The 26,683-nt window shown below is 59.0% G+C and carries 30 protein-coding genes; all 30 read right to left on the reverse strand.

All coding sequences use genetic code 11. The features are described 5' to 3' along the window. Window positions 1-28: 28 nt before the first annotated feature. The gene (gene ccmE / locus I6L37_RS19985; protein ID WP_026456547.1) at window positions 29-520 is read right to left on the reverse strand and encodes a cytochrome c maturation protein CcmE; all 492 of its coding nucleotides are present in this window, start codon (window positions 518-520) and stop codon (window positions 29-31) included. Then, entirely contained in the window at window positions 517-723 is a 207-nt protein-coding gene (ccmD, locus tag I6L37_RS19990) for a heme exporter protein CcmD (protein ID WP_005298845.1), read from the reverse strand. Before ccmD ends, ccmE begins: the two co-directional genes overlap by 4 nt. A gap of 2 nt (window positions 724-725) precedes the next feature. Next, on the reverse strand, window positions 726-1,466 hold the full coding sequence (locus tag I6L37_RS19995) for a heme ABC transporter permease (RefSeq protein WP_026456546.1): 741 nt from the start codon (window positions 1,464-1,466) through the stop codon (window positions 726-728). A gap of 170 nt (window positions 1,467-1,636) precedes the next feature. Then, window positions 1,637-2,305, reverse strand: coding sequence for a heme exporter protein CcmB (ccmB, locus tag I6L37_RS20000; protein WP_026456545.1), 669 nt, complete (start codon window positions 2,303-2,305; stop codon window positions 1,637-1,639). Window positions 2,306-2,309: 4 nt separating this feature from the next. After that, a complete protein-coding gene (ccmA, locus tag I6L37_RS20005) occupies window positions 2,310-2,945 on the reverse strand; it encodes a cytochrome c biogenesis heme-transporting ATPase CcmA (RefSeq protein ID WP_201976933.1) in 636 nt (211 codons plus the stop codon). 165 nt (window positions 2,946-3,110) lie between these two features. Next, window positions 3,111-3,497, reverse strand: a complete 387-nt coding sequence (locus I6L37_RS20010) for a DUF2802 domain-containing protein (RefSeq protein ID WP_026456543.1) — start codon at window positions 3,495-3,497, stop codon at window positions 3,111-3,113. An 18-nt stretch (window positions 3,498-3,515) separates the two neighbouring features. Next, entirely contained in the window at window positions 3,516-4,004 is a 489-nt protein-coding gene (locus I6L37_RS20015; protein ID WP_026456542.1) for a chemotaxis protein CheW, read from the reverse strand. Between the two features lie 69 nt (window positions 4,005-4,073). Further along, on the reverse strand, window positions 4,074-4,940 hold the full coding sequence (locus I6L37_RS20020; protein ID WP_216992786.1) for a chemotaxis protein CheW: 867 nt from the start codon (window positions 4,938-4,940) through the stop codon (window positions 4,074-4,076). After that, the gene (locus tag I6L37_RS20025; protein ID WP_026456541.1) at window positions 4,937-5,731 is read right to left on the reverse strand and encodes a ParA family protein; all 795 of its coding nucleotides are present in this window, start codon (window positions 5,729-5,731) and stop codon (window positions 4,937-4,939) included. Before I6L37_RS20025 ends, I6L37_RS20020 begins: the two co-directional genes overlap by 4 nt. Before the next feature lie 4 nt (window positions 5,732-5,735). Then, window positions 5,736-6,653 (reverse strand): flagellar motor protein MotB, encoded by a 918-nt coding sequence (locus I6L37_RS20030; protein ID WP_216992787.1) that lies wholly within the window; start codon window positions 6,651-6,653, stop codon window positions 5,736-5,738. A gap of 2 nt (window positions 6,654-6,655) precedes the next feature. Continuing rightward, the gene (locus tag I6L37_RS20035; RefSeq protein WP_042024832.1) at window positions 6,656-7,393 is read right to left on the reverse strand and encodes a flagellar motor protein; all 738 of its coding nucleotides are present in this window, start codon (window positions 7,391-7,393) and stop codon (window positions 6,656-6,658) included. 2 nt (window positions 7,394-7,395) lie between these two features. Beyond that, on the reverse strand, window positions 7,396-8,514 hold the full coding sequence (locus I6L37_RS20040) for a chemotaxis response regulator protein-glutamate methylesterase (RefSeq protein WP_216992788.1): 1,119 nt from the start codon (window positions 8,512-8,514) through the stop codon (window positions 7,396-7,398). Window positions 8,515-8,546: 32 nt separating this feature from the next. Then, window positions 8,547-10,757 carry a chemotaxis protein CheA gene (locus tag I6L37_RS20045; RefSeq protein ID WP_216992789.1) on the reverse strand — a complete coding sequence of 737 codons (2,211 nt, stop codon included), beginning with the start codon at window positions 10,755-10,757 and terminating at the stop codon, window positions 8,547-8,549. 11 nt (window positions 10,758-10,768) lie between these two features. Then, the gene (locus tag I6L37_RS20050) at window positions 10,769-11,509 is read right to left on the reverse strand and encodes a protein phosphatase CheZ (RefSeq protein ID WP_026457228.1); all 741 of its coding nucleotides are present in this window, start codon (window positions 11,507-11,509) and stop codon (window positions 10,769-10,771) included. 12 nt (window positions 11,510-11,521) lie between these two features. Beyond that, window positions 11,522-11,905, reverse strand: a complete 384-nt coding sequence (cheY, locus tag I6L37_RS20055; protein WP_026457229.1) for a chemotaxis response regulator CheY — start codon at window positions 11,903-11,905, stop codon at window positions 11,522-11,524. A gap of 111 nt (window positions 11,906-12,016) precedes the next feature. Continuing rightward, window positions 12,017-12,736: an RNA polymerase sigma factor FliA gene (locus I6L37_RS20060; RefSeq protein WP_042024829.1), complete on the reverse strand. Its 720-nt coding sequence runs from the start codon at window positions 12,734-12,736 to the stop codon at window positions 12,017-12,019. Next, entirely contained in the window at window positions 12,729-13,604 is an 876-nt protein-coding gene (locus tag I6L37_RS20065; RefSeq protein ID WP_185378279.1) for a MinD/ParA family protein, read from the reverse strand. The genes I6L37_RS20060 and I6L37_RS20065 overlap by 8 nt, the downstream gene beginning before the upstream one ends. Before the next feature lies 1 nt (window position 13,605). Next, a complete protein-coding gene (flhF, locus tag I6L37_RS20070) occupies window positions 13,606-15,030 on the reverse strand; it encodes a flagellar biosynthesis protein FlhF (RefSeq protein ID WP_216992790.1) in 1,425 nt (474 codons plus the stop codon). Between the two features lie 16 nt (window positions 15,031-15,046). Then, entirely contained in the window at window positions 15,047-17,149 is a 2,103-nt protein-coding gene (gene flhA / locus I6L37_RS20075; protein ID WP_124240498.1) for a flagellar biosynthesis protein FlhA, read from the reverse strand. Between the two features lie 107 nt (window positions 17,150-17,256). Further along, window positions 17,257-18,387, reverse strand: a complete 1,131-nt coding sequence (flhB, locus tag I6L37_RS20080) for a flagellar biosynthesis protein FlhB (RefSeq protein ID WP_026457795.1) — start codon at window positions 18,385-18,387, stop codon at window positions 17,257-17,259. Further along, complete coding sequence (fliR, locus tag I6L37_RS20085; protein WP_201976925.1) at window positions 18,380-19,177, reverse strand: flagellar biosynthetic protein FliR; 798 nt, start codon at window positions 19,175-19,177, stop codon at window positions 18,380-18,382. The genes flhB and fliR overlap by 8 nt, the downstream gene beginning before the upstream one ends. Beyond that, entirely contained in the window at window positions 19,174-19,443 is a 270-nt protein-coding gene (fliQ, locus tag I6L37_RS20090; RefSeq protein ID WP_042024825.1) for a flagellar biosynthesis protein FliQ, read from the reverse strand. The genes fliR and fliQ overlap by 4 nt, the downstream gene beginning before the upstream one ends. A 27-nt stretch (window positions 19,444-19,470) precedes the next feature. Then, on the reverse strand, window positions 19,471-20,220 hold the full coding sequence (gene fliP, locus I6L37_RS20095) for a flagellar type III secretion system pore protein FliP (RefSeq protein ID WP_042024824.1): 750 nt from the start codon (window positions 20,218-20,220) through the stop codon (window positions 19,471-19,473). Then, the gene (fliO, locus tag I6L37_RS20100; protein WP_042024823.1) at window positions 20,207-20,590 is read right to left on the reverse strand and encodes a flagellar biosynthetic protein FliO; all 384 of its coding nucleotides are present in this window, start codon (window positions 20,588-20,590) and stop codon (window positions 20,207-20,209) included. Before fliO ends, fliP begins: the two co-directional genes overlap by 14 nt. A gap of 112 nt (window positions 20,591-20,702) precedes the next feature. Then, the gene (gene fliN / locus I6L37_RS20105) at window positions 20,703-21,095 is read right to left on the reverse strand and encodes a flagellar motor switch protein FliN (RefSeq protein WP_011705280.1); all 393 of its coding nucleotides are present in this window, start codon (window positions 21,093-21,095) and stop codon (window positions 20,703-20,705) included. Window positions 21,096-21,144: 49 nt separating this feature from the next. Beyond that, window positions 21,145-22,215, reverse strand: a complete 1,071-nt coding sequence (gene fliM, locus I6L37_RS20110; protein ID WP_216992791.1) for a flagellar motor switch protein FliM — start codon at window positions 22,213-22,215, stop codon at window positions 21,145-21,147. A 7-nt stretch (window positions 22,216-22,222) separates the two neighbouring features. Further along, window positions 22,223-22,744 carry a flagellar basal body-associated protein FliL gene (gene fliL, locus I6L37_RS20115; protein WP_042072164.1) on the reverse strand — a complete coding sequence of 174 codons (522 nt, stop codon included), beginning with the start codon at window positions 22,742-22,744 and terminating at the stop codon, window positions 22,223-22,225. Window positions 22,745-22,801: 57 nt separating this feature from the next. Then, complete coding sequence (locus I6L37_RS20120) at window positions 22,802-24,772, reverse strand: flagellar hook-length control protein FliK (RefSeq protein WP_216992792.1); 1,971 nt, start codon at window positions 24,770-24,772, stop codon at window positions 22,802-22,804. A 66-nt stretch (window positions 24,773-24,838) separates the two neighbouring features. Then, window positions 24,839-25,279 carry a flagellar export protein FliJ gene (fliJ, locus tag I6L37_RS20125; protein ID WP_216992793.1) on the reverse strand — a complete coding sequence of 147 codons (441 nt, stop codon included), beginning with the start codon at window positions 25,277-25,279 and terminating at the stop codon, window positions 24,839-24,841. A 25-nt stretch (window positions 25,280-25,304) separates the two neighbouring features. Beyond that, window positions 25,305-26,636, reverse strand: coding sequence for a flagellar protein export ATPase FliI (gene fliI / locus I6L37_RS20130; protein ID WP_216992794.1), 1,332 nt, complete (start codon window positions 26,634-26,636; stop codon window positions 25,305-25,307). Between the last annotated feature and the right edge of the window lie 47 nt (window positions 26,637-26,683).

A 26,683-nucleotide genomic window follows, 5' to 3' on the forward strand; every position in this document is an offset into this window, starting at 1 on the left:
CGAAACGATGAAACGAAAGCGACGGGGATCATTGCTTGGAGCCCTTCAACTGCGCGTCGGTATATTCCGGCTTGTAGTGCATGCCGCTGGTGGCTTCCGCCACTTCCGGCGGCATGTAGTTTTCATCGTGCTTGGCCAGCACTTCGAAGGCTTCCACCGTGGTGGCATCCTTGAGGGTGCCCTGCGCGACGATGCCCTGCCCCTCGCGAAACAGGTCCGGCAAGATGCCGTCATATTCGACCGTCACCAGATGGCCGCCGTTGTCCACCAGCTGGAAGGCCACTCTGAGGCTCTGGGGATCCCGCTTCACCGAACCGGGCACCACCAGGCCCCCGATGCGCAGACGCTGCCCCTCTTCCGGCTTGATCTTGTCCGGTCCTTTCCCTTCAACCAATTCGCTCGGGGTATAGAAGAGATCGATATTCTGGCTGAGGGCATAGAGCACCAGGCCGCTCACGGTCGCCAGTCCCAGGGTGATGGCGAGGATGATGGTGAGGCGTTTCTTGCGTCTCGGGTTCATAGGGTGTTCTCCATCTGCTGGGCCGCCTTGCGACGGGCCTCGCGTGCCTGTTTGCTGCGCAATTCGCCGAGCAGGCTGCGGGTTTTCATACGGGTAGAAATGACGATACCGACCAGGCAAAGCAGGGTCAGGCCGAAGGAGAGCCAGACGTAAAAGGCGTAGCCGCCCATCGCCAGAAAGTCACTGAAAGAGGCAAAGTGCATGCTTACTTCTCCTGTTCGGCAATCTCTTTGACCCAGGGGCGATGCCACTCCCGCATCAAGAGCTCGTTACGAAAACGCATCAGGGTCAAGGCCCCGAGGAAGGTGGCAAATGCCAGGATCATGATGAGCAAGGGCCACAGCATCTCGGCCGAAATGGAGGGCTTGTCGAATTTGGTGATGGTGGCGCCCTGGTGCAGGGTGTTCCACCACTCCACCGAGTAGTGAATGATGGGCAGGTTGATCACCCCCACCAGCGCCAGGATACCGGCGGCGCGACCTGCCAGCACCTTGTCGCTGAAGGCGTTGTAGAGTGCGATGACACCAAGGTAGAGGAACAGCAGGATGAGCTCCGAGGTGAGGCGAGCATCCCATACCCACCAGGTGCCCCACATGGGCTTGCCCCAGGCGGCACCGGTAAAGAGCGCGATGAAGGTGAACACGGCCCCGACCGGCGCGATGGCGGCCACCGTCATGTCGGCCATGCGCAGCTGCCATACCAGTCCGATAAAGGCAGCGACGGCCATGGTGGAGTAAGCCCCCATGGAGAGGATCGCGGAAGGCACGTGGATATAGATGATCCGGAACGAATCCCCCTGCTGATAATCGGCGGGGGCAAATGCCAATCCCCAGATGGTGCCGATGATAAACGAGAGCAGACTAATCACCGCAAACCAGGGCAACAGGGTACCAGCCAGCTGGTAGGCCCGCTCCGGTTTGGCGTAAGGGTGCAACCATTTCCACATAGCTCACAAAACCTTTTGTTATTAATCGTTTGGCGAGGCCTACCATACCTGTCACGGGTTTACATCAAATACCCCGAAAGCGATAAGCGAGCCTCTCCTTGATCCACCGCAACTTAATTTTTTCAAACAGCGTCCCATTCGGGACTTCTGCAATCTGACTAACTGTGAAGTCAGTTGAGGCTGACCCGCAGGGCTGCCGAGACCGCCAGCGGGGTCAGGGTCAGGGCCCCCACCAGCATGGCGGCCAAAATAGCGAGCTGGCCGCCATAGGGCAAGCTCATTCCAGCCGCATCGATGGCCGATGTTGCAAAGATCAGTACCGGAATATAGAGCGGCAGGATCAGCAGGCTGAGCAGGACGCCGCCCTTGCGCAGACCGACAGTCAGGGCTACCCCGACTGCGCCGAGCAGGCTCAGTACTGGAGTACCCAGTGCCAGGGTCGCCACCACCGCCAGATAGGTGTTCATGTCCAGAGACAACAAGATGGCGAGCAAGGGGGAGATCAGCAGCAAGGGCAAGCCGGTCAACAGCCAGTGAGCAACCACTTTGGCCAGCGCCAGCAGCCCGAGTGGATGAGGCATCAACATCATCTGCTCCAGCGAACCATCGCTGAAATCATCGCGAAACAGCCGCTCCAGCGACAGCATGGCCGCCAGCAGGGCCGCCACCCAGATGATCCCAGGGGCAATACGGGCCAGCAACTTGGGCTCCGGCCCTATGCCAAGGGGAAAGAGGGTGATGACGATCAGGAAAAACCAGATCGGGTTGAGAATATCGGAGCGCTGGCGCAAGGCTATCAGCAGTTCACGGTGAATAAGGTGCATAACGGCGCGCAGCATGGGCTTACTCCTGCAACAGAGGGGTCAGCGACAGGGTTTTCAAACGTCCCTGCATCAAGGTGAGATCCTGGTGGGTGGTCAGGATCACCATGCCCCCCCGCTCCGCATGGGCCAGGAACAGTTGCTCAAGCACCTTGACCCCCTGCTTGTCGATGGCGGTAAACGGCTCATCCAGGATCCAGAGTGATGGCTTGTCACATAGCCACAGGCGGGCCAGGGCGACCCGACGCTGCTGACCGGCAGAGAGCTGGCCAGTTGGATTCTCCTCGAAACCGGCAAGTCCCACCCGGGCCAGGATCTGCCACAGGTCGCTGTCCTGTTGCTGAGGGTGATGCAACTGCTGATAGAACTTGAGGTTTTCAAACGGTGTCAATGCCGCTTTGACCCCAGCATGGTGGCCCAGATAGAGCAGATTGGCATGATATTCATCGCGGCAGTGGCGAATGTTCTCTCCATTCCAGCACACCTCGCCTGCAAATGGCTGTGACAACCCGGTCAGCAGACGCAACAAGCTGGTCTTGCCGACTCCGTTCGGACCTTCGATTTGCAGCAGATCGCCAGGCGCTACCGTAAAGGAGAGATGTTCAAACAGGGTGCGATCTTCACGCACGCAGCTCAGATTGTTGACTTGAAGCAGCATGAGGATGTTGTCAGGTGGAAAGAAGCGGCCTGCATATTAACACAGTATTGGAGGGGGTCTTTTCAAAGATGCCAATAATCAGCAGGATTTGTGGCGAAGATCGCGCCACAAACGCTTAGAAAAACGGCCAAAACAAATCAGGAAGGCAGTTGCCTTCCTGACTCATCAAGAGCGCCCTTTTCGTAATGAAATCAGGAGCTCAGCTTCTGCCTTCGGCAATTCGCACTCGCTCATGACCTCGTCGATATCGGCGCCCAGCTCGACCATCTTGGCGGCACGGCTGTAAAGCCGACGTTCCGGATCCTGCAGGGTCAGCTCCTGCTGACGATCGTTGATCTGCTGCATTGATCCTTCCACCGACTGCAACCGCTGGCCCATGCCGATGGCCCCGGTATGAAGCTCCATCATCTGCTTGCGCAGACTCTCGAGTTGGCCCTGCAGCGCCGCCACGCTGGCCTCGGACTCCTGCTTGCTTCGTTTGCTCCTGAACCAGATGAAACAGGCAAACGCCAGTGCAATCAGGGACAACCCCAAGGCAACAATCTCAATGATCAAAACATCACCTTCTTGTTAGAGAGAACCGATCTCGTCCCACTCTTCATCGGAGAGCAGCTTGTTCAGATCGACCAGGATCAGCAGCTGGCCATCACGGTTGCTCACCCCCTGGATGAACTTGGCGCTCTCTTCGGTCCCTACCGCCGGGGCGGCATCGATCTCGGAAGAACGCAGATAAACCACTTCCGCCACGCTGTCCACCATGATGCCGATCACCTGCTTTTCAGCCTCGATGATGACGATACGGGAGTTTTCACTGACATCCCCGGACGGCAGACCGAAGCGGGAACGGGTATCGATGACAGTCACCACGTTGCCACGCAGGTTGATGATACCGAGCACATAATCCGGAGCCCCAGGCACAGGCGCGATCTCGGTATAGCGCAACACTTCCTGAACCTGCATCACGTTGATGCCGTAGGTCTCGTTTTCCAGTTGGAAGGTTACCCATTGCAGCACTTCATCTTCGGCCAGATTCTGTGCAATATTGCGCTTTTCTGTCATGTTTTATTCCTTTTATATAAACGTCTACTGCTAAAAACTAGCAATAAAACAACTCGACTGCAGAAGTTATCAGCGACCTTCTATGTTGACCCCGCGCTCCAGCAAGAGGAGCAATTCGCTGACATGCAGCAGGGCACACATTTTCTCTTTGACCATGCCCGCCAGCCAGGGGCGCTTGCCCGCCTGATGGCGCCATTTTACCTGATCCCGGTGCAGCAGCTCGGTTCCCCTGAGATGATGACAGGCGAGGCCCCAGGGGGATTGTCCAAGCATAATCAAATACTTGTATTCGTCCATCTCAAGATGCTGACCCGGCATGACCCATTGAGCCGTATCGACCACATTCATCTTCTGCTCGCGGGAAGTCATCAACCCCTTGTACCAGGATGGCTGACCAAACAGGGAGGTCACCTCCCCCAGTTGGTGGATCCCGCCAAGATCGGTCAGGGGAACCGCAAAAGTCACCCCGGCAACTTCGAAAAACAGGGCCTGAAACTCATTGCCGCTGTCGATATTCTGCCAGCTGACCGGCTCGGGGGCCGGCTCGGGGGCAAGCTCCACCGCCGTCTCGGTGATGACAGTGGTCACAGGTTCCGCGACCTCCACCACCTCTTCAGGCCAGGCAGGCTCGACGGGCAGCAAGGACTCTTCGGCGACGATTTCAAGCGGCTCGCTGGCGGGTTCTTCATGGGACAGGGCGTCAATTTCGAACTGCACCTGACCCACTTGCGCCAGCAATTCACTCAACTGGGCCAGGCGGGTATCCGCCTCCAGATAAGGAGCGGCCTCGACCTGTGGTTCAACCACGCTCTGGCGCTGCAGTTGCATCACGGGAGCCAGCTCAGGCTCGTCGGCCTCATCCAGCGAGAGGGCTTCATCCAGCAGCAGGGAGTGGAAATAGTCGTCCATAGCACGGACTTGAATGGTGTCTCTCATGCCATCACCTCCTGCGCCCGCTGCCGTTCAAGGGCATCGAGATAGTTGAGCAGTGTCTCGTAGGCATAGGTTCCCCGACTGCCAGGTGAATAGATGGAGGGCGGAATATGCAGCAAGCTGGCATCCCTGAATTTGGTATCGATGGGGATCACCGCGTTCCACACCGCATCACCGTATTGCTCCTTGATCGATTTCAGGGTCATCAGGGAGGCACGGGTACGCTTGTCAAACATGGTCGGGATCACGGTATAACGGAACTTGTCCCGCTTGGAACGCTGCATGATCTCGAATGTCTTCATCATGCGCTCCAGCCCCTTGAGGGCAAGAAATTCGGTCTGGACCGGCACCAGGATGCGATCGCAGGCCGCCAGCGCATTGACCATCATGACACCCAGCACGGGCGGGCAATCGATCAACACGTAATCGTATTGATCCTGAATGCGCAGCAAAGCCCGCTTTAGCACCAGCCCCATCCCTTCCCGATTGCCCATGACTCTGTCCAGAGTCGCCAGCGTGATGGAGGCCGGCAACAGGTGGATATTCTCGAACTTGGTCCTGAGTGTCAGTTTATTGACCAGCTCGGCGGTCGGCTTCACCGACTGGAAGAGTTCATAGAGAGTGCCATCCAGACGATCGGAATCATAATCCAGATAAGATGTCAGTGAGGCGTGCGGATCGGTGTCAATCAGCAGCACTCGTTGGCCACGTTGGGCCAGGATCCCGGCAAGCGAGACCACTGTGGTGGTTTTTCCCACCCCGCCTTTCTGGTTGGCAACCGTCCAAACAATCACTGTATCAATCCTGCCTTGTTGTTATACGTATGCCGCCACCGGGCAAGGCGATCACCCTGACCTCTCCTGCATCCACCGCCTTCTGAACCTCTGGCACGGGTTCAACGGTCCTCGGCGAGACCTTGGCCGGTGCGGGCGGTACCCATGCAAACTTGGATACTGCCACCACCACCTTGCGGTTCTGCACTCGCCCCTGTTCGCTACCATTGTCGGCAAACGGTGAGAACTCGCCATATGCCTCGAAAGCAAGCCGCTCGGGCGCGATGCCATTGGCAATCAGCCCATTGAGTACCGCTTCGGCCCTGGCGGCTGAGAGAGCCCAGTTTGAACGAAAAATTTCATTATGAATCTGTTGGTTATCTGTATAACCCCTGACTCTCACATAGTTATCGACCGGTTTGAGAATACTTGAGATGGTATTGATGACGGGTGCCGCATTTGTGCCCAAAAAGGCGCTACCGCTGCCAAACAGCAGCCCGGCACTCAATTCGATGGTCAGCCAGTTTTCATCCTGAGTCAGCTTGACGATCCCCGCGTCCACCAGAGAGCCCATGTTCTCCTGCAGTTGCAGGTCGAGCTTGGCCAGCGTAGTACCATCCTGCAGTATCGGTACACCCGAGACAGGCGCAAGCGACGGAGCTGGCGCCGTGGCGCCATCCAGAATGGAGGGGGCCGCAGAAACGGGGTTGGAGAGCAGTGAATCCCCTTGTCTTTCCAGCAAACCATCTGTGGGAGATTGCATGACACTGAATGCCTGGCTCATGCCATCGATGACGGCGCGATACTTGTCCTTGTTGACCAGAGCGACCGAGTAGAGCACCACGAACAGGGCAAAGATCAACGTCATGTAATCGGCATAGGAGACCAGCCAGCGATCGAGGTGTTCACGCCCCTGCAAGTGCAACCGATAGCGCTTGCGCATGGCTACTCTCCTTTCAGATAGGCCCTGAGGCGCCGTTCAACCTGCAGGCCGTTTTCACCATGGGCAATGGCAATCAACCCCTCCAGGGTCAGCTCCTGGAACAGCGCGTAATGATAATGAAAAGCCCGTAGCCGGTTGGCGAGCGGCAGATAAATCAGGTTGGCAAACCCCACCCCATAGATGGTCGCCACGAACGCAACCGCGATGCCCGCCCCCAGCGCTGACGGCTCTTCCAGATGAAACATGGCCTGGATAAGCCCAAGGACGGCACCTATGATGCCGATAGTCGGGCTGTATCCCCCCATGGCTTCAAACACTCTGGCGGCATGCTCGTTGCGTTCCTGTTCGATATCGATATCCGCCTCCAGCAACATGCGGATATCTTCCGTCGAGACCCCATCGACTATCATGCCGAGCCCCAGACGGGTAAATTCATCCTCTTCCTGCTCCGCTTGGTTCTCAAGCGCCAACAATCCCTGTTGCCGAGCAAATGCAGCCCAGGATTGCAACCGCTCGGCCTGGGTTGCGAGATCCTGATGGGGCGGGGAAAACATCCATAACGTCTGCCGGATGGCAAGCATGATGTATTTTGCGGGAGTCTGCAGTGTCACGGCACCGATTGTGCCGCCCACCACGATGAGAAACGCGGGTCCGTCAACCAGAGTGAGCAGGGAGCCACCATGCCAAACCTGGGCAATGGCAATGGCTCCCAGCGCAAGGAGCAGACCGAGCAGGCCCATGATCAGCGCCCCAACTCGACCAGAATACGCTGAGCCACCTTGTCCAGAGGGAGTGATTCGCTGGCAATGCCTGCCTTGGCAACGGCCTGGGGCATGCCATACACCACGCAGGACGCTTCATCCTGAGCCCAGATGGTGGATCCCTGCTCTTTGAGCAGGCGTGCGCCATCCCGGCCATCGGCACCCATCCCGGTCAGGACGATGGCCAATACCTTGTCAGCATAGGTTTTGGCGGCGGAGGCAAAGGTGATATCGACACAAGGCTTGTAGTTGACCTTGTCATTGCCATCGACAATCCGGATGCGTGCGCCGGCACCTCGGCCTTCCAGCAGCATCTGTCGGCCACCCGGCGCCAGATAGGCATGTCCCGGTTTGAGTACGTCGCCATCTTCGGCTTCCTTGACGCCAATCTGGCACAACCCATTGAGACGAGCAGCAAACGCGGCGGTGAAGGTCGCCGGCATATGCTGGATCAGCAAAATAGGATGAGGGAAATCCTTTGGCAACTTGGTCAGGACATTTTGCAAAGCAACGGGCCCGCCGGTCGAGGTGCCGATGGCCACCAGCTGGTAGCTCTTGCCACTGCGTTTGAACGCCACTGCGGGAGCTGCGCGGGTCGGCTCCGCCTGACGTTCAATGCCACGAGTCGGAGCAACCCCGCCCAGCGGACTGCGAGTCGCAGGCTCGGGAGCCTTGGGACGAGCAGCCGAACTCATCATGAAACGCTTGCGGGAGATTTCTTTTACCCGCTGTTGCAGCAACCTGACCGCCTCATCTTTATCCCGGGCGATATCTTCAAATTTCTTCGGTAGAAAATCGAGCGCACCGGCATCCAGGGCATCAAGCGTCGCCTTGGCACCCTCATGGGTCAGTGAGGAGAACATCAGAATGGGAGTCGGGCACTTGGCCATGATCTCCCGCACCGCACTGATGCCATCCATCACGGGCATCTCGATGTCCATGGTGATCACGTCAGGACGCAGTGACATCGCCTTCTCGACCGCCTCACGGCCATTCTGGGCCGTGTCGATCACCGTCAGCATGGGATCCTGAGCGATGATTTCGCTCACTCGACGGCGAAAGAAGCTCGAGTCGTCGACAACTAATACCTTGACTGCCATTGTTATTTTTCTAACTCCTCGGAGCTGGGTGATTAATGTCTACGCGCATATGCCTTGAGCAGACTCGGCACGTCCAGGATCAGGGCGATACCGCCATCACTGGTGATGGTAGCCCCTGCCATGCCCGGCGTCCCCTGCAGCAGATTGTCCAGCGGCTTGATGACCACCTCTTCCTGACCAATCAGGCTGTCGACCACAAAGCCGATCTGCTGGGTACCGATCTGGACGATGACTACATGGCCGGTATCCTGACGGGAACGCTTGTTGGGCCCCCGCACCAGCCATTTGTGCAGGTAGAACAGCGGAATAGCTTTCTCGCGCACTATGATGGTGAGCTGGCCATCGACCATGTTGGCCTTGTTCAGATCCAGATGGAAAATCTCGTTCACGCAACCAAGGGGCAGTGCAAAGGTCTGTTCCCCAACCTCTACCATCAAGGTCGGCAGAATGGCCAGTGTCAGTGGCACCTTGATCTCAAGACGGGTGCCCTTGCCCCAGGTGGAATCGATATGCACGGAGCCATTGAGGCTGACGATGCTGGTCTTCACCACGTCCATGCCGACCCCACGACCGGAAATATCGGAAATCTCCGACTTGGTCGAGAAACCGGGGGCAAAGATCAGGTTATAGGCATCGTTATCGCTCATGCGGGCTGCGGTATCCGCATCAAGCACACCACGACTGATGGCGATGGACTTGAGTTTTTCGGGATCCATACCTGCGCCATCATCTTCGATACACAGCAGGATATGATCTCCCTGCTGGGAAGCGCTCAGGGTGATGGTGCCCTGACGCGGCTTGCCCGCTTTCTCGCGCACATCCGGCATCTCGACGCCGTGATCGCAAGAGTTGCGCACCAGGTGCACCAGCGGATCCGCCAGCGCCTCAACCAGGTTTTTGTCCAGGTCGGTATCTTCGCCGACCATCACCAGTTCGATCTCTTTCTTGAGGGTTCTGGCAAGATCGCGCACAACTCGGGGGAAGCGGCCAAACACCTTCTTGATGGGCTGCATGCGGGTTTTCATGACCGCCCCCTGCAAGTCGGCAGTCACGACATCAAGGTTGGCGACCGCCTTTGACATCTCTTCATCATTGCTGGCAATCCCCAGGCTCACCAGGCGGTTGCGCACCAGCACCAGTTCTCCCACCATGTTCATGATGACGTCTAGGGTCTTGGTGTCGACTCGTACCGTGGTATCGCTTTGTACCGCGCTGTTTTCAGCCGGCGCAGCCGCCTTCGCAGGCGCAGGTGCCGCTTTGGCGGGCGTCTCGACCGGTTTCGCCGGAGCGGCTGGAGTCGGTTTGGCGACTGGAGCAGGTGTCGGTGCAGCAGGTGCAGGCGCCGCCGATGATGTTACAGGTGAAGAGGTCTTGGCTGCAGATGCCATTGTGCTCTGCGGCCCCTGGCCGCGGCCATGCAGCTCATCCAGCAGGCGCTCAAACTCGTCATCATCAATCAGTTCATCGACTTCCTTTTGAACCGATTTCAACGGATTGATGTCTGGCGCCCCAATATGCTGGCCTTGGCCATGAAGCTGATCCAGCAGAGCTTCAAACTCATCATCGGTAATATCACCGGAATCGCTGGCAACGGGAGCGGGGGCCGAGGCCGAAACGACCTTGGTCGGTGCTCCGCCGACACCATGCAACTCATCCAGCAGACGTTCGAATTCGTCCGCAGAAATTTCATCTATTGAACCACCGCCATTGACCGGTGCGGGTTCATTATCGTCAACCATGGGAGCCGCGACGTCAGGCTCTGAAGCCATAACGGGCTCAGGTTCTACTACGGGTTCCGGTTCTGCCACAGCAGGCACAGCAGCACCACCCGAAGTGATCAACTGCTCTTCCCCTTCAGGCTTGCACAGCTCATGCAGGTCATGGAGCAGATCGTCGGAGGCAGGGCTTGGTGCTTCGCGATTCTGGACCTGGGCAAACATAACGTTGATCGCATCCAGTGCCTGCAGAATGACATCCATCAGCTCTGCGGTGACGGTACGTTTGCCGTTGCGCAAAATATCAAAGACGTTTTCCGCACCGTGGCATACGTCAACCAGTTCTCCCAGCGACAGGAACCCGGCGCCCCCTTTCACGGTATGGAAACCGCGGAAGATGGCATTTAACAGGTTTTTGTCATCTGGCCGTTTTTCCAAGTCGACCAGCTGCTCAGACAACTGTTCCAATATTTCGGAGGCTTCGACCAAAAAATCTTGCAGTATGTCTTCATCAACTTCGAAGGCCATGCGTCACTCCATTAGAATCCCAGGCTAGACAGCAGATCGTCCACATCATCCTGACCATTAACCACATCGGAACGCGCTTCCGGGTTCATGATGGGACCTTCTGCTTCAATCCCGTTGACAGGAAGGCTACGAGTTGAATGCTCGGCAGAGGCTTCACCAAACATGGTCAGCATTTCTATTAATTTTGTTTCAACTTCCTGAACAAGCTTGATGACCTTGCGGATCATCTGCCCGGTCAAATCCTGAAAATCTTGTGCCATCAGAATTTCAGTCAGCAGTTGCCGTAATTTATCGGCATCAGCCTCAGAAGCCTTAATAAAATCATCGAGTTGGTGACATAACGCCTTGAACTGGCCCACGCTCATGTCACGGGACATCAATGCATTCCAGTTTGGCAACACCAGCTGGATATTGTCGTTGAGGCGATCCGCTATCGGCAAACTGGCTTCTACGGCATCCATAGTGCGGTTGGCAGCCTTGTCCGTCATGTCGATGACGTAACTGAGGCGCTCGCGCGCATCCGGAATTTCGTGAGTAGCCAGATCGGGAATACGGGGATCGAGACGAAATTCTTGCAGGGAATTGTGCAGTTGTCGTGTCAGCTGACCGACCTTGTCGAACAGATCGGAGGCATTGGGGGCACACACTTGCGCAAGCAAATCGTCGGCCAACTCAAATTCGCCTTGCTCCAGATGAGCAACAAGCATCCTTGCCTGGTCGAGCGAAATCATTGCTCTCGTTTTGGCCATCATCCCTGCCACCCCTTAGCCAATGCGTTCAAAAATTTTATCGAGCTTTTCCTTGAGCGTCGCAGCAGTGAAAGGCTTGACGATATAGCCATTGACCCCAGCCTGAGCGGCTTCGATGATCTGCTCACGCTTGGCCTCCGCCGTTACCATCAATACCGGCAGGTGCTTGAGTTTGTCATCGACACGAATGGCCTTGAGCAGGTCGATACCTTGCATGCCGGGCATGTTCCAGTCGGTTACCACAAACTGGAAATCACCATTTTTCAGCATCGGCAATGCGGTATTGCCATCATCCGCCTCATGGGTATTGTTGTATCCCAGATCGCGCAGCAAGTTCTTGATAATCCGGCGCATCGTTGAAAAGTCATCAACAATGAGGATTTTCATGTTCTTGTCCAAAATTCCCTCCTAAATAGCCGCCTCGGCGGCTCACTTACATGATGCTAAAAACGGGTTGTGTCCTGCGGATTATGCCTTAGTGTTTCACCTCAGTGTAGCCAGTACAGACACTTATAGATGCCAATCTCGCAAACGGGCGCGCAGTCGGTGCATTGCCTGACTATGGATCTGGCTCACCCGGGACTCACTGACGCTCAAAACCTCGCCAATCTCGCGTAAATTCAGCTCTTCGTCGTAGTAAAGAGAGAGAACCAGGGCTTCTCTCTCTGGCAAGCGACCAATTTGCTCGGATAATTCAATCTGAAATCGTTCTGCGGCCAATTCATCGAATCCGGATCCGGCAGGAGTATCATCGGGCTGCCCGATCACGTCTTCACTGACCCCGAGATCCTCGATACCGATAATTTTTCCACAAGAAACATCCTGCAACATGGCGTGGTACTCGTTGATCGAGACCCCCATATGAGCCGCGACATCGGTATCACGCGCATCCCGCCCCTGCGACTGCTCCACATTCTCGATGGCTTCGGCGATCGCCCGGCTGTTGCGATGCACGGAGCGAGGCACCCAGTCACCACGCCTGATCTCGTCGAGCATGGCGCCGCGGATGCGGATCCCGGCATAGGTTTCAAAACTGGCGCCCTTGCTGCCGTCAAAATTTCGGGAGGCTTCAAGCAGCCCAATCATACCTGCCTGGATCAGGTCATCCAGCAAGACACTGCTTGGCAGGCGAGCCAACAAGTGCTGGGCAATCCGTTTGACCAGGGGAGCGTGACGCTCCACCAGCGCATAGGAATCCTGATGACGCAAGTACGCTTGGGCTTTATTCACGGGAACCTTCCTGTGTGGTGGCCGGTTTTTGCAACAGATTTTCCAGGAAAAACTCCAGGTGACCGCCCGGCTGGTTCGGCACCGGCCAACTGGCGGCCTTGTTGGCAAGGGCCCGGAAGGCCAGGGCGGCCGGCGACTTCGGAAACGCCTCGACAATCAGCTTCTGCTTGCGCACTGCAGCCCGCAGGTTGGTGTCATAAGGCACGCAGGCCACCAGCTCGAGTGAGGTATCCAGGAAGCGATCCGTCACCCGGGTCAGCTTGGCGAACAGTTCCTGTCCTTCCCGCAGGCTGCGCACCATGTTGGCGACCACCTTGAAGCGGAACACCCCGTGTTCCTTGGAGAGGATCTTGATGAGAGCGTAGGCATCCGTGATGGAGGTGGGTTCATCACACACCACTACCATGATGTCCTGGGCCGCACGAGTGAAACTCAGCACCATGTCAGAGATACCGGCTGCGGTATCCACCAGCAACACGTCGACCTGGGTCTTCATCTCGCTGAAGGCACGGATCAGCTCGGCATGCTGCACCGGCGTAAGCTCTACCATGGACTGGGTACCCGAGGTCGCCGGCACTATCATCATGCCGTAGGGCCCCTCAACGATGATGTCGTCTATGGTGCACTCGCCGGCCAATACGTGAGAGAGGTTGCGATGCACCCTCAGCCCCAGCATGACGTCGACGTTGGCAAGACCCAGGTCGGCATCCAGCACCATCACCCGCTTGCCTTGTGCCGCCATGGCGCCCGCCACGTTCAGTGTCACGTTGGTTTTACCCACGCCACCCTTGCCGCCGGACACGGCGATCACTTTCACTCGATTGTTTTGACGCATTTTGCGCAGACCACTTGCCTGATCCATATACATGTTACTCATAAAACTCCGAATCTTCGGCTTCGCCAAAGCCCGCGCCCCAGAAATAGGGCTCTTGCGTTTCTCGCTCCAGCGAACCCATGGCCGCGCCGACGAGCTGCGCCGCATCGGCAACCTGAATATCTTCCGGAACCCGCTGGCCATCAGTGATGTAACTGATCGGCAAGGCGTTCTGGATACACACGTTAATCACTTCGCCCAGATTCAGACTTTCATCCAATTTGGTAAGTATGCAGCCGCTGAGCGGGATCCGCCGGAAATGGTCTACCGCTTCCTGCATCACCCGACGCTGTGAGGTTGCCGACATCACCAGATAGTTGCGGATCCGTACCTTGGCGTTTTTGACCAGGGTATCGAGCTGTTCGGTCAACCGCACATCCCGCTGGCCAACCCCGGCGGTATCGATCAATACCAGACGACGATGACGGAACTGATAGAGCGCATTGGCCAGCTCCTCGGCATCCCGCACCTGGCGAACCGGGCAGCCCATGATGCGGCCATAGGTCTGCAGCTGTTCATGGGCACCGATCCGGTAGTTGTCGGTGGTGATGAGCGCCACCTGCTCAGCGCCATACTTCATGGCAAAACGGGCCGCCAGTTTGGCGATGGTGGTGGTCTTGCCCACCCCGGTCGGGCCAAGCAGGGCCACGGCCCCGCCCTGGCGCAAGATCTCGTCTTCGCTGATCTTGAGCTGGGCGGTGAGCACCTCGGCCAGCTGGGCCATCGCCTGATGAATGGGCATATCTTCCGGGATGAGGCCTGCCAGCTGATCAGCAAAAGCGTCATCAAAGCCCATTTTCTTGAGCTCCTTGATGAGCAAGGCCCGCATCGGCTCGCGGCGCTCCACTTCTTGCCACATCAGTCCGGAGATCTGGTGCTCCAGCAGTTTGCGGATGCTGGCCATCTCCTTGCGCATCCCTTCCATCTCCTGATCCCGCTGGGCAGGCTGAGAAGAACGCCCACCGGCCGCCACTCGGGGCCTAGGTCTGGCAGGCTCGGGAGCCGCCCCCCACTGTCCCTGTTCGGCCAGGGTTTTGGGTGCACTACTGGCCGCCGCCAGACCAGCGGACTGCTGGCCACCAAGAGGTGCCTGGCTGGCCGGTTTGAGCTTTTGCTGGCGGGCCAGCAGGGCGGCCAGGGTATCGGCATAATGTTCGTTCTGCCCCTGAGGCTGGGCAGGTTCGGGGCGATTCATCTGCCGCGCGGCAGACGAAATATTGACGCTCTCATCGTTCAACTGACGGCGAACTGGCGCATCTTTGGGCCCCGGTACCTGGGACTGATAATCGACAGCCGCGACTATCTCCACCCCACCGGTGACCTTTTTGTTGGACATGATGACGGCATCGGGCCCGAGAGTCTCCTTGACCTCGGCCAGAGCCGTTCGCATGTCCTTGGCAAAAAACCGCTTAATCTTCACCCGTCGTCTCCGCTAACTAGTTCTGTCCCACCGCACTGACGATGCGAATCTGCTTGTCGTCAGGCACTTCCTGATAAGACAGAACACGTAATCCAGGAATGGCATTCTTGACAAATTTGGCCAGGGTATTGCGCAAGATCCCCGATGTCAGAAGCACGGCTGGCTGACCTTCCAGCTCTTGCCGTTGTGTTGCTTCCACCAGCGAGCGCTGCATCCGCTCCGCCAAGCCAGGTTCAATCCCTGCACCATCGCCGCCACCTGCCTGCAGTGATTGATGCAATATACGTTCCAACTCTGGAGCCAGGGTGATCACCGGCAGCTCGGGATCCGGACCGGCAATCTCCTGGACGATGAGGCGGCGCAGGGCAATCCGGCAGGCGGCCGTGAGCACTTCCGGATCTGGGCTGCGCGGCGCGTATTCGACCAGGGTCTGCAGGATAGTGCGCATGTCGCGAATTGGCACGCCCTCATTGAGCAAATTCTGCAATACCTTCACCAGGTTGCCCATGCTGATCACCTCAGGCACCAACCCTTCCACCAGCTTGCTCTGATGCTTGCCGATCATGTCGAGCAGCTGTTGCACCTCGTCATGACCCAGCAGCAGGGCCGCATGGTTGGCGAGGATCTGGCTCAGATGCGTCGCCACCACGGTGGCGGTATCCACCACCGTATAGCCCAGGGTCTGGGCATGGGAGACCTGCTCCTTGGCGACCCAGACCGCTTCCAGCCCGAAGGCGGGATCCCGGGTGGCAATCCCCTGCACCTGACCAAAGACCTGACCCGGGTTGATGGCCATCTCCTTGTCATAGTAGACATTGGCCTCGCCGGTGCTGACCCCCATCAGGGTAATGCGATACTGGTTGGGTGCCAGATCCAGGTTGTCGCGAATGTGTACCGCCGGCACCAGAAAGCCCAGCTCCTGGGAGAGCTTCTTGCGCACCCCCTTGATCCTGTTGAGCAGCTCCCCGCCCTGATTGCGATCCACCAGCGGGATGAGCTGATAACCCACCTCGAGACCGATGATGTCCACCGGCATTACGTCATCCCAACTCAGCTCTTTCTGCTCGTGGGGCTGCTCTGCGGTAGCAGGCATCAGCTCGCCCTTGGCCGCCTTGGCCGCAGCCAGCTTCTCGCGGCGCAGCAGCCACCAGGCCCCCAGCGCCGCCAGGCCGCCCAGGCTCAGGAAGGCAAAGTGCGGCATACCGGGCACCAGACCCATCATCAACAGGATGGCGGCGGAGATGATCAGCGCCTTGGGATTATCGAACAGCTGGCCCAGCACGGCCGTGCCCATGTCCTGATCGGTATTTTGGCGGGTTACGATAATGGCGGCGGCGATGGAGAGCAGCAGCGAAGGGATCTGGGCAACCAGGCCATCACCGATGGCGAGCAGGGTATAGATTTCGGCCGATTCGCCGAAGGTCAGATTGTGCTGGGCCATCCCTATGATGAAACCACCCAGGATGTTGATGAAGAGGATCATGATGCCCGCAATGGCATCCCCTTTCACAAACTTGGAGGCACCGTCCATGGAGCCGTAGAAGTCCGCTTCCTGGGTGACCTCCTGACGGCGCTTCTTCGCCTCTTCCTGATTGATCAGGCCGGCGTTCAAGTCGGCATCAATGGCCATCTGCTTGCCGGGCATGGCATCCAGGGTGAAGCGGGCGCTAACTTCTGAAATCCGTCCCGCACCCTTGGTGACCACCACGAAGTTGATGATCATCAGGATCAGGAAGACGATGATGCCGACCGCATAGTTGCCACCGATCACCACGTTGCCGAAGGCCTCGATCACATGGCCTGCCGCCGCGCTGCCGTTATGACCTTCCAGCAGCACCACCCGGGTAGAGGCAACGTTGAGGGCCAGTCGCAACAGGGTAGCCACCAGCAACACGGTCGGGAAGGCTGCAAATTCCAGGGGGCGCCGGGTATAAACGGCCACCAGCAACACGACGATGGAGAGGGCGATGTTGAAGGAGAAGAGGATATCCAGCATCAGCGGCGGGATGGGCAGCACCACCATGCCAAGGGATGCCAGTACCAGCAAGGGGGTGCCAAACCCTTTGCCAAGCAGCCCTCTGTACTCTTTTAAGCGGCCCAATGATGCCTTGAATTCCATCGCCATTCTCAATTTCAACTCGCAGATGGCAAATTAAAGCAAACATTGAGCCAACAATTCAATGTATTGATTTTGAATGATTTTATTTTGACGACGTCAGAAGTTTGTCATTTGCGATATTCAGGTGGGATGGGGAGATCCTTGGCCAGAGGTTGCGGACGACGCCCCTGGCCACGACGGAATTTCTTGAGCTGGAAGACATAGGCCAGCACTTGAGCCACTGCGGCAAACAACCCTTCCGGGATCTCGCGCCCAAGCTCGGTGGAGTGATAGATGGCCCGGGTCAGTTCGGGAGAGGGCATGATGGGAATTTCATATTCCCGCGCGATTTCCCGGATCTTCATCGCGATCTCGTCAGTCCCCTTGGCGATCACCTTGGGCGCCGCACCGGGCTTGCCCGCCTCATACTGGAGCGCTACCGAATAGTGGGTCGGGTTGGTGATCACCACATCGGCCTTGGGGATCTCCCCCATCATGCGGCGCATCGCCATCTCCATCTGCAGGCGGCGGATCCGCCCCTTCACCTCGGGCTTGCCCTCGCTGTCCTTGAATTCGTCCTTCACCTCCTGCTTGGTCATCTTGAGCTGGCGCATGTGGTTCCACTGCTGGAACGGCACGTCGATGGCCACGATGGGAATGAGGGCGCAGCAGAGGATGATCAGCATCCACAAAAACAGCTCCAGTGCATCTATGATGCCGCCGGGGAAGCCCTCCAGGGAGAGGTTGAGCAGGTGGTTGAACTGGCTCGACAGCATCCACCAGGCGAACAGGCTGATGAAGACCACCTTGGCGATGGACTTGACCAATTCAATCAGAGACTGCACGCCGAACATCCGCTTGAAGCCGTTGATGGGGCTCAGCTTGCTGAACTTGGGCATCATGGCCTCGGTGGAGAAGTTCATCCCCCCCATCAAGATATTGCCGACGAAGGCGGCGATGGCCACCAGCGCAAACAGCATCCCCAAGGGAAGTATCAATTCCGACAACAGGGCCGGCACCATGGCGATCATGGCCGCAGGGTCAAAGGCTTGATCCCGATCCAGGGTGAAGCCCATGGTGAGCACCTTGATCATGGCGGTCGCCAGGGAAGCCTTGATCATCAGCAATCCGAACACGGCCGCCAGCAGCACACTGGCGGTCCCCAGCTCCTTGGAGCGTGCAATCTGCCCTTTTTCACGGGCTTGTTGCAGTCGTTTGCCCGTGGGTTGTTCGGTACGTTCCTGATCGGTATCAGCCATGGGTGCCTCCGAAGCACTGGGTGCCGATCAGCTCGCAGCTGACCTCCTGCACCCTCTCCCACATGGTATCGAAATGACCGAGGAAGCCGCCGATGGTGAGCCAAAGGATCAGCAGACCCGACATCATGCTGACCGCAAAGCCGATACTGAAAATGTTGAGCTGGGGGGCCGCCCGGGTCATGACGCCGAACGCAAAGTTGATAAGGAGCAGAGCGACGATAGCGGAGAGCGCCATCACCAGAGAGGCCTGATACATGACCCCGAGAAAACCGATCAGGGTCCGGATGGAGGGGAGCGACAGCCCGGTGTCCGACACCGGCAGGGTTTCGAAACTCAAGATCACCAGGCGCAGCATGATGAGATGACCATCCACCGCGAGAAAGACCAGGGTCGCCAGCATCAGATAAAACTGGCCCACTACGGGGGCCGACTGGCCATTCATGGGATCCACCAGGGTGGCAAAACCCAGGCTGGTCTGCATGGCGATGACCTGGCCGGCCATCACGAAACTCTCCATCAGAAACTGGGTCATCAGACCCAGCGCCACACCGATGAGCAGCTGCTGGGCCAGCACCAGAAAACTGCCGACGGAGAAGAGCTCGACCGGCGGCATCTTGGGTAGTAGCGGCGAGATCAGAAAGGTGATGGCCAGCGCCAGCCCCATGCGCACGCGCGCCGGCGTCAGGCGACTGCCGAACACCGCCATCACCATCAGGAGGCTGCTCACCCGCGCCAGTGGCCAAAGGATGGAAGACAACCACTCCATGATAAGAGCGGTTGTGTAGGTCATCCCACCACCTCGGGGATCTGGCTGACCATCAGGGTAAAGAAGTCCATCAGGCTCTGCAGGCCCCAGTGGGCCCCCGCTCCCAGGGCAAACAGGGTGACGATGAGACGGGGCAGGAAGCTCAGGGTCTGTTCGTTGATGGAGGTGGCAGCCTGAAAGATGGCCACCATCAAGCCGACGAACAGGCTGGGCAGGATCACGGCGCTCACCATGATGTTCACCAGCCAAAGCGCCTCACGAAAGACGTCGACAAAGGTTTCCGGACTCATATGCAGGGCTCCTTGCGCTTGGCCGGCTTAGCCGGCACCCAGTCCGAAGCTGTTGGCCAGCGATCCCAGAATGAGGTTCCAGCCATCCACCATGACGAACAGCATCAGCTTGAATGGCAGGGAGACGATCATCGGGGAGAGCATCATCATACCCATGGCCATCAGAATACTGGCTACCACCAGGTCGATGACCAGAAACGGCAGGAACAGCATGAAGCCGATCTGGAAGGCAGTCTTGAGTTCGCTGGTGACGAAGGCCGGGATCAGCACCCGCAGCGGCACGTCGGCGGGTTTGGCCACCTGGACGTTGGCGATCTCCATGAAGGTATTGAGATCCTTGACCCGGGTCTGGGCCAGCATGAACTGATGGATGGGCAACTGAGCTCGCTCGAGTGCCTCCTTGGCCTGGATGGTCTCCGCCAGATAGGGCTGCAGCGCCTCGTTGTTGATGCGATCCAGCACCGGTGACATGATGAAGAACGACATGAACAGGGCGATGCCGATCAACACCTGGTTGGAGGGGCTCTGCTGCAGACCGATGGCCTGGCGCAGGATGCCGAGCACGACGACGATGCGGGTAAAGGAGGTCATCATGATGACCATGGCCGGCAGGAAAGAGAGCGCCGTCATCAAGGCCAGCACTTGCAGGGTCAGGCTGTACTCCTGACTGCCGTCCGCCATGGTCTTGACGGTCACCGCCGACATGCCGCCGTCCTGGGCCATGGCAAGGGGTGACAGCAGGCCGACCAGCAGCCAGATCCAGTTAGCTTTGTTCATGCTTGCCCATCAATTTGCCGAGCTGCTGGGAAAACGCCTGGGGCTGGCTCTCGTCCAGCGGCTCCTCCAGACGATAGAGGAAATTGACCTGCTGCGGGGTGACCCCGATCAGCAGCTGCTGCTCCCCCACCTTGACCACCATCAGCTTCTCCTTGTAGCCGACCGGCAGGCTGGCGATGACCCGCATCTGCCCGCCCCCCATGGCGTTGGCAATCTTGCTCTTCTTGAGCAGAAAGCCCAGCACCAGGATGAGGCCGATCACCATCAGGCTGGAGAGCAGCCAGGAGCTCAGGCTGGGAGGATTGGCCGCCCCCCCGACGTCGGCCAGCGCGGGCAAGGGCAACAGCAGTAACAGGAGCAGGCGCATCATTTGAGTTTCTTGATCCGTTCAATCTGGCTGATGGCATCGGCCAACACAGAAGGGATGCCGAACTTCTTGGTCAGCATCCGGGGAGCCCATATCGGCGACACTATGAATCTTGTCATTTGAGCTTCTTGATCCTTTCTATCTGGCTGATGACATCGGTCAGACGGATACCGAACTTGTCGTTCACCACCACCACCTCACCGTGGGCGATCAGGGTACCGTTGACCAGCACGTCCAGCGGCTCGCCCGCCACGCGATCCAGCTCCACTACGGAGCCCTGGTTGAGTTGCAGCAGGTTGCGAATGCTGATCTGGCTGCGGCCCACCTCCATGGCGATGGTGACCGGAATATCCAGAATGGTGTCGAGCTTGCGCCGCTCCTCGGCACTGATTGGCGCATCGTCCTTCAGCTCCTCGAGGGGGGCCGGTTTGGCTTCCGCCGTTACCTGCTCCTCCAGCGCGGCAGCCCAGGCATCCGCCATCAGATCCTCTTCATCAGTTCCGCTCATCTTGGTTCCTTATGCTACTTCGTGACCCCTGAATGGCTTCAGGGGCCGATTATGGCTGTTGATCTTCGATGCTGCGCTCGAGCTCTTCCAGCTCGGCTTCGCCATCGATGCGTACACCGCCCCGGGTCACCAGATGCATCTCTGTCTTGACCCCTTCCGGGCGTTTGAGCTTGTCGGTGATCTTGAGCGCCACGTTGTCCTTGGTGCGACCCATCTTGGCGTGGAAGGTGGGCAGATCCTCCACAAACACCAGCAGGTTCTCCGGCATGTCCACCGGAATGATGTCTCCGGGCTGCAGCTCCATCAGCTCGCGCAGGGTGAGCTCTGTCTCCAGCAGCTTGGCCCTCAGCTCCACCTTGACGTCCATGATCTCGTCGCGCAGGGCCTTGCTCCAGCGCACGTCGGTGTCGCCCTTGTCGCTCTGGACACCGGCATCGAGCAGCTCGCGGATGGGCTCCAGCATGGAGTAGGGCATGGCGACGTGGAAGTCGCCACCACCGCCGTCCAGCTCGATGTGGAACGAGCTCACCACGATCACCTCGGTGGGACTGACGATGTTGGCCATGGCCGGGTTCACCTCGGAGTCGAGGTACTCGAAGCCCACGTCCATCACTGGCGCCCAGGCATCCTTGTAATCCTCAAAGACCAGCTTGAGCAACATCTGGATGATGCGTCGCTCGGTCGGGGTGAACTCGCGCCCCTCGATCTTGGCATGGTAACGACCATCGCCGCCGAAGAAGTTCTCCACCAGGATAAAGACCAGACGAGCCTCCATGGTGATGAGCGCCGTGCCCTTGAGGGGACGAAAACGCACCATGTTGAGACTGGTCGGCACGAACAGGGTGTGGACATACTCGCCGAATTTCAGCATCTGCACGCCGTTGATGGAGACCTCGGCGGTGCGGCGCATCATGTTGAACAGGCTGATGCGCATATGGCGGGCAAAACGCTCGTTCACCAGCTCAAGGGTCGGCATCCGGCCACGGACGATGCGGTCCTGGGAGGAGAAGTCAAACTGGGCGACACCGGGATCCCCCGCCGCCCCTATCTCTTCCTCTTCGACATCATCGACACCGTGCAAGAGGGCATCAATTTCGTCCTGACTTAACAGATCGCTCACGCTTCACCTATTGCATTACAAAGCCGGTAAACAGCACTTGTTCGATAACGGGGGAAGAGACCAGGTCATTGAGCACCCGACGGCACTCTTCCAGTGAATCCTTGCGCAGCTTCTCCTTGCCCTCGAAGGTCATCAACTGCTCGGCGGGTGCGGCACTGAAGACCCGCAGCAGGGTCCCTTCGATCAGTGGAATATGTTGCTTGGCCAAGGCCTCGTCGGCGGTGCCGCGCACCATCAGCTGGATCTTGATCTGCACCAGTCGATCCCGCTGCGCCCCCGCCACGTTGAACACGAAGGGGCGGGGCATACCGACATAGAGTGACGGTTGGGGCGCCGCATCCTTCGCCGCTGCGCCATCGGCCTGCTCACTCTGCTCACCCTCTGCCGGTTTGTCAGAGCCGGAGAGCATAAACCAGGCCCCTGCACCGCCACCGGCCAGCAAGATGACGGCCAGGGCAATGATAATGATCAGCTTTTTTTTCTTGCCCGCAGCGGGGTCTTTTAGCGTCAGTTCGTTATCGTCAGCCATCCCTTGTCCACCCTAGTCTCAAACTTGTTCGGTATCATAAACTTACTCGGGATTGCATCAAGCATAGAAATCAATTCCGGAACCGTTTGTCGATTCCGCCAGCAAACTTCGGCCGGAACTCGCCACCTCGACGCCACCTTGTCCCTCGGAAGCGCCTGACTGGCCACCCTGCTGGCCCTGTTGACCCTGTCCACTGAAGCCTTGCTGCCCCTGTTGACCCTGCTGGGGCGCCTGCTGCTGCACCTGGGTCTGACCGAGCTGGATACCCTGACCGGCCAGCATTTCGCGCAGCCGGGGAATGGTCTGCTCCAGCATCTCGCGGGTCTGACCATGTTGTACCACAAAATGGACGTTGGCCTGGCTGTCGGCCCCGATCTGGATCTGAATCTTCATCTTGCCAAGGCCGAGGGGGTCGAGCTGGATCTCAGCCTGCTGCAGCTTGTCCGCCAGCATCACATTGACCTTCTGGTGCAGCTCGGCGGGAGCATCCTTGCTGGCCAGGTTCAGATGGGGCAAGGATTGCGGCTCACGGCGCACGCCGGCCTCCGGCATGGTTGGCCCCTTGCTCTCCGTTACCTGGGGTTGCGGCTGGCTACCCTGCCCCGGCTGCACGCTCTGGGCGTCATTGCCAGTGCTGGCGGAGGCGGCGCCCGACCGGCTCTTGCTCGCCTCGGCGACCTTCTGCTTCACCTCCTGGGCCATCGCCTTGCGCAGCTCGCTGCTACCTGTCACCTCCATCTGCTGGATACCGGCCGAGATGGTCGACAGCGGAGCCTGGGGCCCCTGGGGTTGGGCCTGGGCCAGTGCCTGTTGCGGCGCCGTCATCACAGGAGGTGTGGTGCCCGCATCGCCGGCGGCCACCGGGCTGCTCTGTACCGCGGCATTGGCGCTGGCCGCCTTGGCCGCGCTGGCATCACTGCTGGCTGAATTGGCGGGTGCGGCCTGCTGGCCACTCTGCGCGGGTTCTTCTCCCTTGCTCCGAGCCTCGGAGGCGCTGGCCTGCACGCTGGCATCAGGTTGCTTGATGCCTTCACCGAACGCCCTGGCCGCCGCAGCCGGCCCCTGCAGGGGCGCGCCCTGGCCAGGTGACACCTTGCTCGCCATGGGGGGGATGTCGGGTTTACTCTTGCTCTCTTCCCCCTCTTTCCCCTGCACCGCCTCACCCTGCTTCAGGGAAGGCGTCTGCTCCTCACCGGGCAGGCGACCAGCCAGCTGGGCCAGACGATCTTGGGCAGAGAGGGGCTTGTCCCCTTTCACGGCACCAGACAGTCGCGGATCATCCTTGAGAGAGACCTTGTCATCTTCCCCCTCCAATACGGCATCGGCCAATACGCCTTTTCCTTCATCTGCCGGGACCATCCTGGACTGCACGGCCTCGGCTTCATCCACCAGGGACGCGGTGGGCTGGCTTCCCTCCGTCAGGGCTGACGACAAGGAAGGCATGGCGTTTGAAGCCGACTGGGCCGTCTCGCCGCCTTTGGCAGCCAGGGTATGGGCCAGCTTGCCCGCTGATGACGAGAGCCCGTCGTTATCGGCCAGCACGTCACCCTCCCCCTCTTGCGGCAAGAGATTGCCGTTCGCCACAAAAGCGGGGTCGATGGCCGCGTCTTGTTCCGCCACCACTTGTGCAGGCGAGGGCACCGCCGGCGCCGTGACCAGGGTGGTGTCGAGCTTGAGGGAGTCTTGCAGACGGAGCAGAAAGTCGCTGGCGGGGAGATCCTCTGCTTTCGTGTCGGATTTATCGGATTTGGCGGGTTTGTCAGAGCCGGCAGCCTCCACCTCGGACGACACCTCATCGGTCGCCAAAGATTTGGCTGTCTGGGAAGAAGAAGCCTCGGGGGCACTCTTTACGCGCTCTGGCGCCGAGCCCGTCCCCTGAACCTTGGCGATCTCGGTGGCGAAATCCCCTCTTTGTCCGGACGGGTTGCCGCCATCGCTGCCGCCGGTTTCCGCCACGCCGTTCAGGGAGGCATTTTCCAAGCCATTCGTCAGAGTCGAAGGCGCCTGTGTCAACACTGTCTGCATCATGATGGGATCCCTGAATTCTGGAGGTGCCCACGTCAGGGCTACCGGCAATGTTCAGTTCAAAGCAAGTTACAGGCCAGATTGATGGAAACGCCTCAGTATGGCGTACTCATCCAGCATCTTCTGCTCCTGACGCTGGGCCTTCTGCTGCTCGCGGCTGGCCTGCTTCTCCAGCAGCAGCTCCACCGCCTTGCGCCGCTGCTGGGCCGCCAGCCAGGCTTCCTGCCGCTGCTCCAGCGCCTGGCGCACCTGCTGCACCCCTTCGCTCTGTTGGGTGGCGGCCTGTTCGAGCTTGTTGATGAAGGCGTGATACTGGGTATTTTGCTGGGCGCTGATCCCCTGCAGGCCACGATCGGTCCACTGCTGGTGATAGATCTGGCGGTACTGGTTGAGGGCGTTTTGCTGATCCATGAACAACTTCAGATCCTGCTGCGCCTTGACCAGCGCCAGCGCACACTGCTGTTCGGCCTCGACCAGCCGTTCGGCCAGCAACACCAACCCTTTACTCATCGCCGCTCTCTCCCATCATCCGTCGTCAGCGCATCAGCGGCATGGCCACCATCTGCAAGGCTTGCAGGCCATCGTCATAGTGGATGACCTCGCGCATGCCCTGCTGCAAGAACTGATCCAGATAGGGTTTCTGGATGATGGCGCGGTCGATGCGGGGATCCGAGCCCTGGCTGTAGGCACCGATGGTGATGAGATCCCGGTTCTGCTGATAGAGGGAGTAAAACTGCTTGAGGGTGCGCGCCAGCTCCATGTGCTCCGGCGAGGTGACCATGGGCATGACCCGACTGATGGATTTCTCGATGTCGATGGCCGGATAGTGGCCCGAATCGGCGAGTTCGCGCGACAGCACTATGTGGCCATCGAGGATGGCTCGCGCCGCATCGGCGATGGGATCCTGCAGATCGTCCCCTTCCGTCAGCACGGTAAAAAACGCCGTGATGGAGCCCTGGCCGTCGCTGCCATTGCCCGCCCTCTCCACCAGCGCCGGCAATTTGGCGAACACAGAGGGTGGATACCCTTTAGTCGCCGGGGGCTCACCCACCGCCAGCGCGATCTCGCGCTGGGCCTGGGCGTAGCGGGTGAGCGAATCCATCAGCAGCAGCACGTTGAGCCCCTGATCGCGAAAATACTCGGCGATGGCGAGCGCCGTCTCGCACCCCTTGAGACGCATCAGGGGCGAGGCATCGGCAGGGGCCGCCACCACCACGGAGCGGGCACGCCCCTCCTCCCCCAGGATCTCTTCGATAAACTCTTTCACCTCCCGGCCCCGTTCACCGATGAGGCCCACCACCACCACGTCCGCCACCGAGCCGCGGGTCATCATGCCGAGCAGCACGGATTTGCCGACGCCGGAGCCGGCGAACAGCCCCATCCGCTGGCCTTGACCCACGGTCAGCACGGCGTTGATGGCGCGCACCCCCACATCCATCGGCTGATGAATGGGACGGCGGGAGAGCGGGTTGATGCGATGCTGGGCGAACTGCACCGAGTGGGAGGAGAGGATGGGACCGAGGCCGTCGAGGGGCTGGCCGATGCCATCGATGACCCGGCCGAGCAGGTTCATGCCGACCGGAATGCCGTGCTCCTCGGTGATGGGCACCACACGTGCTCCCGGGATCACCCCCTTGAGCTGCTCGCTCGGCATCAGGTAGAGGCGATCGCCGGAAAAGCCGACCACTTCCGCTTCCAGAGTGCCATCCAGGGTATCGATGTGACAGAGGGCACCGATGGCGGCGCGGCAACCTATGGCTTCCAAGGTCAGCCCCACCACCCGGGTCAATTTTCCGGCGACGGGCGGTTTGGGCGCGCTATCGCGAACCCTATACCCTTGCAACCGGTTGAGCAACGAGCCGCTCATCTGGCCTCCTCTGAAACGAAAAAACGCCCGGGTCGGCCTCAGCCAAC

The organism is Aeromonas sp. FDAARGOS 1407 (assembly GCF_019048725.1).
Lineage (GTDB): Bacteria > Pseudomonadota > Gammaproteobacteria > Enterobacterales > Aeromonadaceae > Aeromonas > Aeromonas enteropelogenes.

Excerpts from the sequence above, each read along its gene's own strand:
- I6L37_RS20120 (WP_216992792.1), bottom strand. The coding sequence starts at position 24,772 with ATGATGCAGACAGTGTTGACACAGGCGCCTTCGACTCTGACGAATGGC.
- I6L37_RS20035 (WP_042024832.1), bottom strand. The coding sequence starts at position 7,393 with ATGGGCCTGCTCGGTCTGCTCCTTGCGCTGGGAGCCATTGCCATTGCC.
- I6L37_RS19995 (WP_026456546.1), bottom strand. The coding sequence starts at position 1,466 with ATGTGGAAATGGTTGCACCCTTACGCCAAACCGGAGCGGGCCTACCAG.
- ccmB (WP_026456545.1), bottom strand. The coding sequence starts at position 2,305 with ATGCTGCGCGCCGTTATGCACCTTATTCACCGTGAACTGCTGATAGCC.
- fliR (WP_201976925.1), bottom strand. The coding sequence starts at position 19,177 with ATGACCTACACAACCGCTCTTATCATGGAGTGGTTGTCTTCCATCCTT.
- fliJ (WP_216992793.1), bottom strand. The coding sequence starts at position 25,279 with ATGAGTAAAGGGTTGGTGTTGCTGGCCGAACGGCTGGTCGAGGCCGAA.
- I6L37_RS20040 (WP_216992788.1), bottom strand. The coding sequence starts at position 8,514 with ATGGCAGTCAAGGTATTAGTTGTCGACGACTCGAGCTTCTTTCGCCGT.
- fliQ (WP_042024825.1), bottom strand. The coding sequence starts at position 19,443 with ATGAGTCCGGAAACCTTTGTCGACGTCTTTCGTGAGGCGCTTTGGCTG.
- I6L37_RS20030 (WP_216992787.1), bottom strand. The coding sequence starts at position 6,653 with ATGCGCAAGCGCTATCGGTTGCACTTGCAGGGGCGTGAACACCTCGAT.
- I6L37_RS20050 (WP_026457228.1), bottom strand. The coding sequence starts at position 11,509 with ATGATGGCCAAAACGAGAGCAATGATTTCGCTCGACCAGGCAAGGATG.
- fliI (WP_216992794.1), bottom strand. The coding sequence starts at position 26,636 with ATGAGCGGCTCGTTGCTCAACCGGTTGCAAGGGTATAGGGTTCGCGAT.
- fliL (WP_042072164.1), bottom strand. The coding sequence starts at position 22,744 with ATGGCTGACGATAACGAACTGACGCTAAAAGACCCCGCTGCGGGCAAG.
- fliP (WP_042024824.1), bottom strand. The coding sequence starts at position 20,220 with ATGAACAAAGCTAACTGGATCTGGCTGCTGGTCGGCCTGCTGTCACCC.
- I6L37_RS20045 (WP_216992789.1), bottom strand. The coding sequence starts at position 10,757 with ATGGCCTTCGAAGTTGATGAAGACATACTGCAAGATTTTTTGGTCGAA.
- I6L37_RS20015 (WP_026456542.1), bottom strand. The coding sequence starts at position 4,004 with ATGACAGAAAAGCGCAATATTGCACAGAATCTGGCCGAAGATGAAGTG.
- ccmA (WP_201976933.1), bottom strand. The coding sequence starts at position 2,945 with ATGCTGCTTCAAGTCAACAATCTGAGCTGCGTGCGTGAAGATCGCACC.
- I6L37_RS20065 (WP_185378279.1), bottom strand. The coding sequence starts at position 13,604 with ATGTATATGGATCAGGCAAGTGGTCTGCGCAAAATGCGTCAAAACAAT.
- I6L37_RS20020 (WP_216992786.1), bottom strand. The coding sequence starts at position 4,940 with ATGAGAGACACCATTCAAGTCCGTGCTATGGACGACTATTTCCACTCC.
- flhA (WP_124240498.1), bottom strand. The coding sequence starts at position 17,149 with ATGGAATTCAAGGCATCATTGGGCCGCTTAAAAGAGTACAGAGGGCTG.
- ccmD (WP_005298845.1), bottom strand. The coding sequence starts at position 723 with ATGCACTTTGCCTCTTTCAGTGACTTTCTGGCGATGGGCGGCTACGCC.
- ccmE (WP_026456547.1), bottom strand. The coding sequence starts at position 520 with ATGAACCCGAGACGCAAGAAACGCCTCACCATCATCCTCGCCATCACC.
- flhB (WP_026457795.1), bottom strand. The coding sequence starts at position 18,387 with ATGGCTGATACCGATCAGGAACGTACCGAACAACCCACGGGCAAACGA.
- fliN (WP_011705280.1), bottom strand. The coding sequence starts at position 21,095 with ATGAGCGGAACTGATGAAGAGGATCTGATGGCGGATGCCTGGGCTGCC.
- fliO (WP_042024823.1), bottom strand. The coding sequence starts at position 20,590 with ATGATGCGCCTGCTCCTGTTACTGCTGTTGCCCTTGCCCGCGCTGGCC.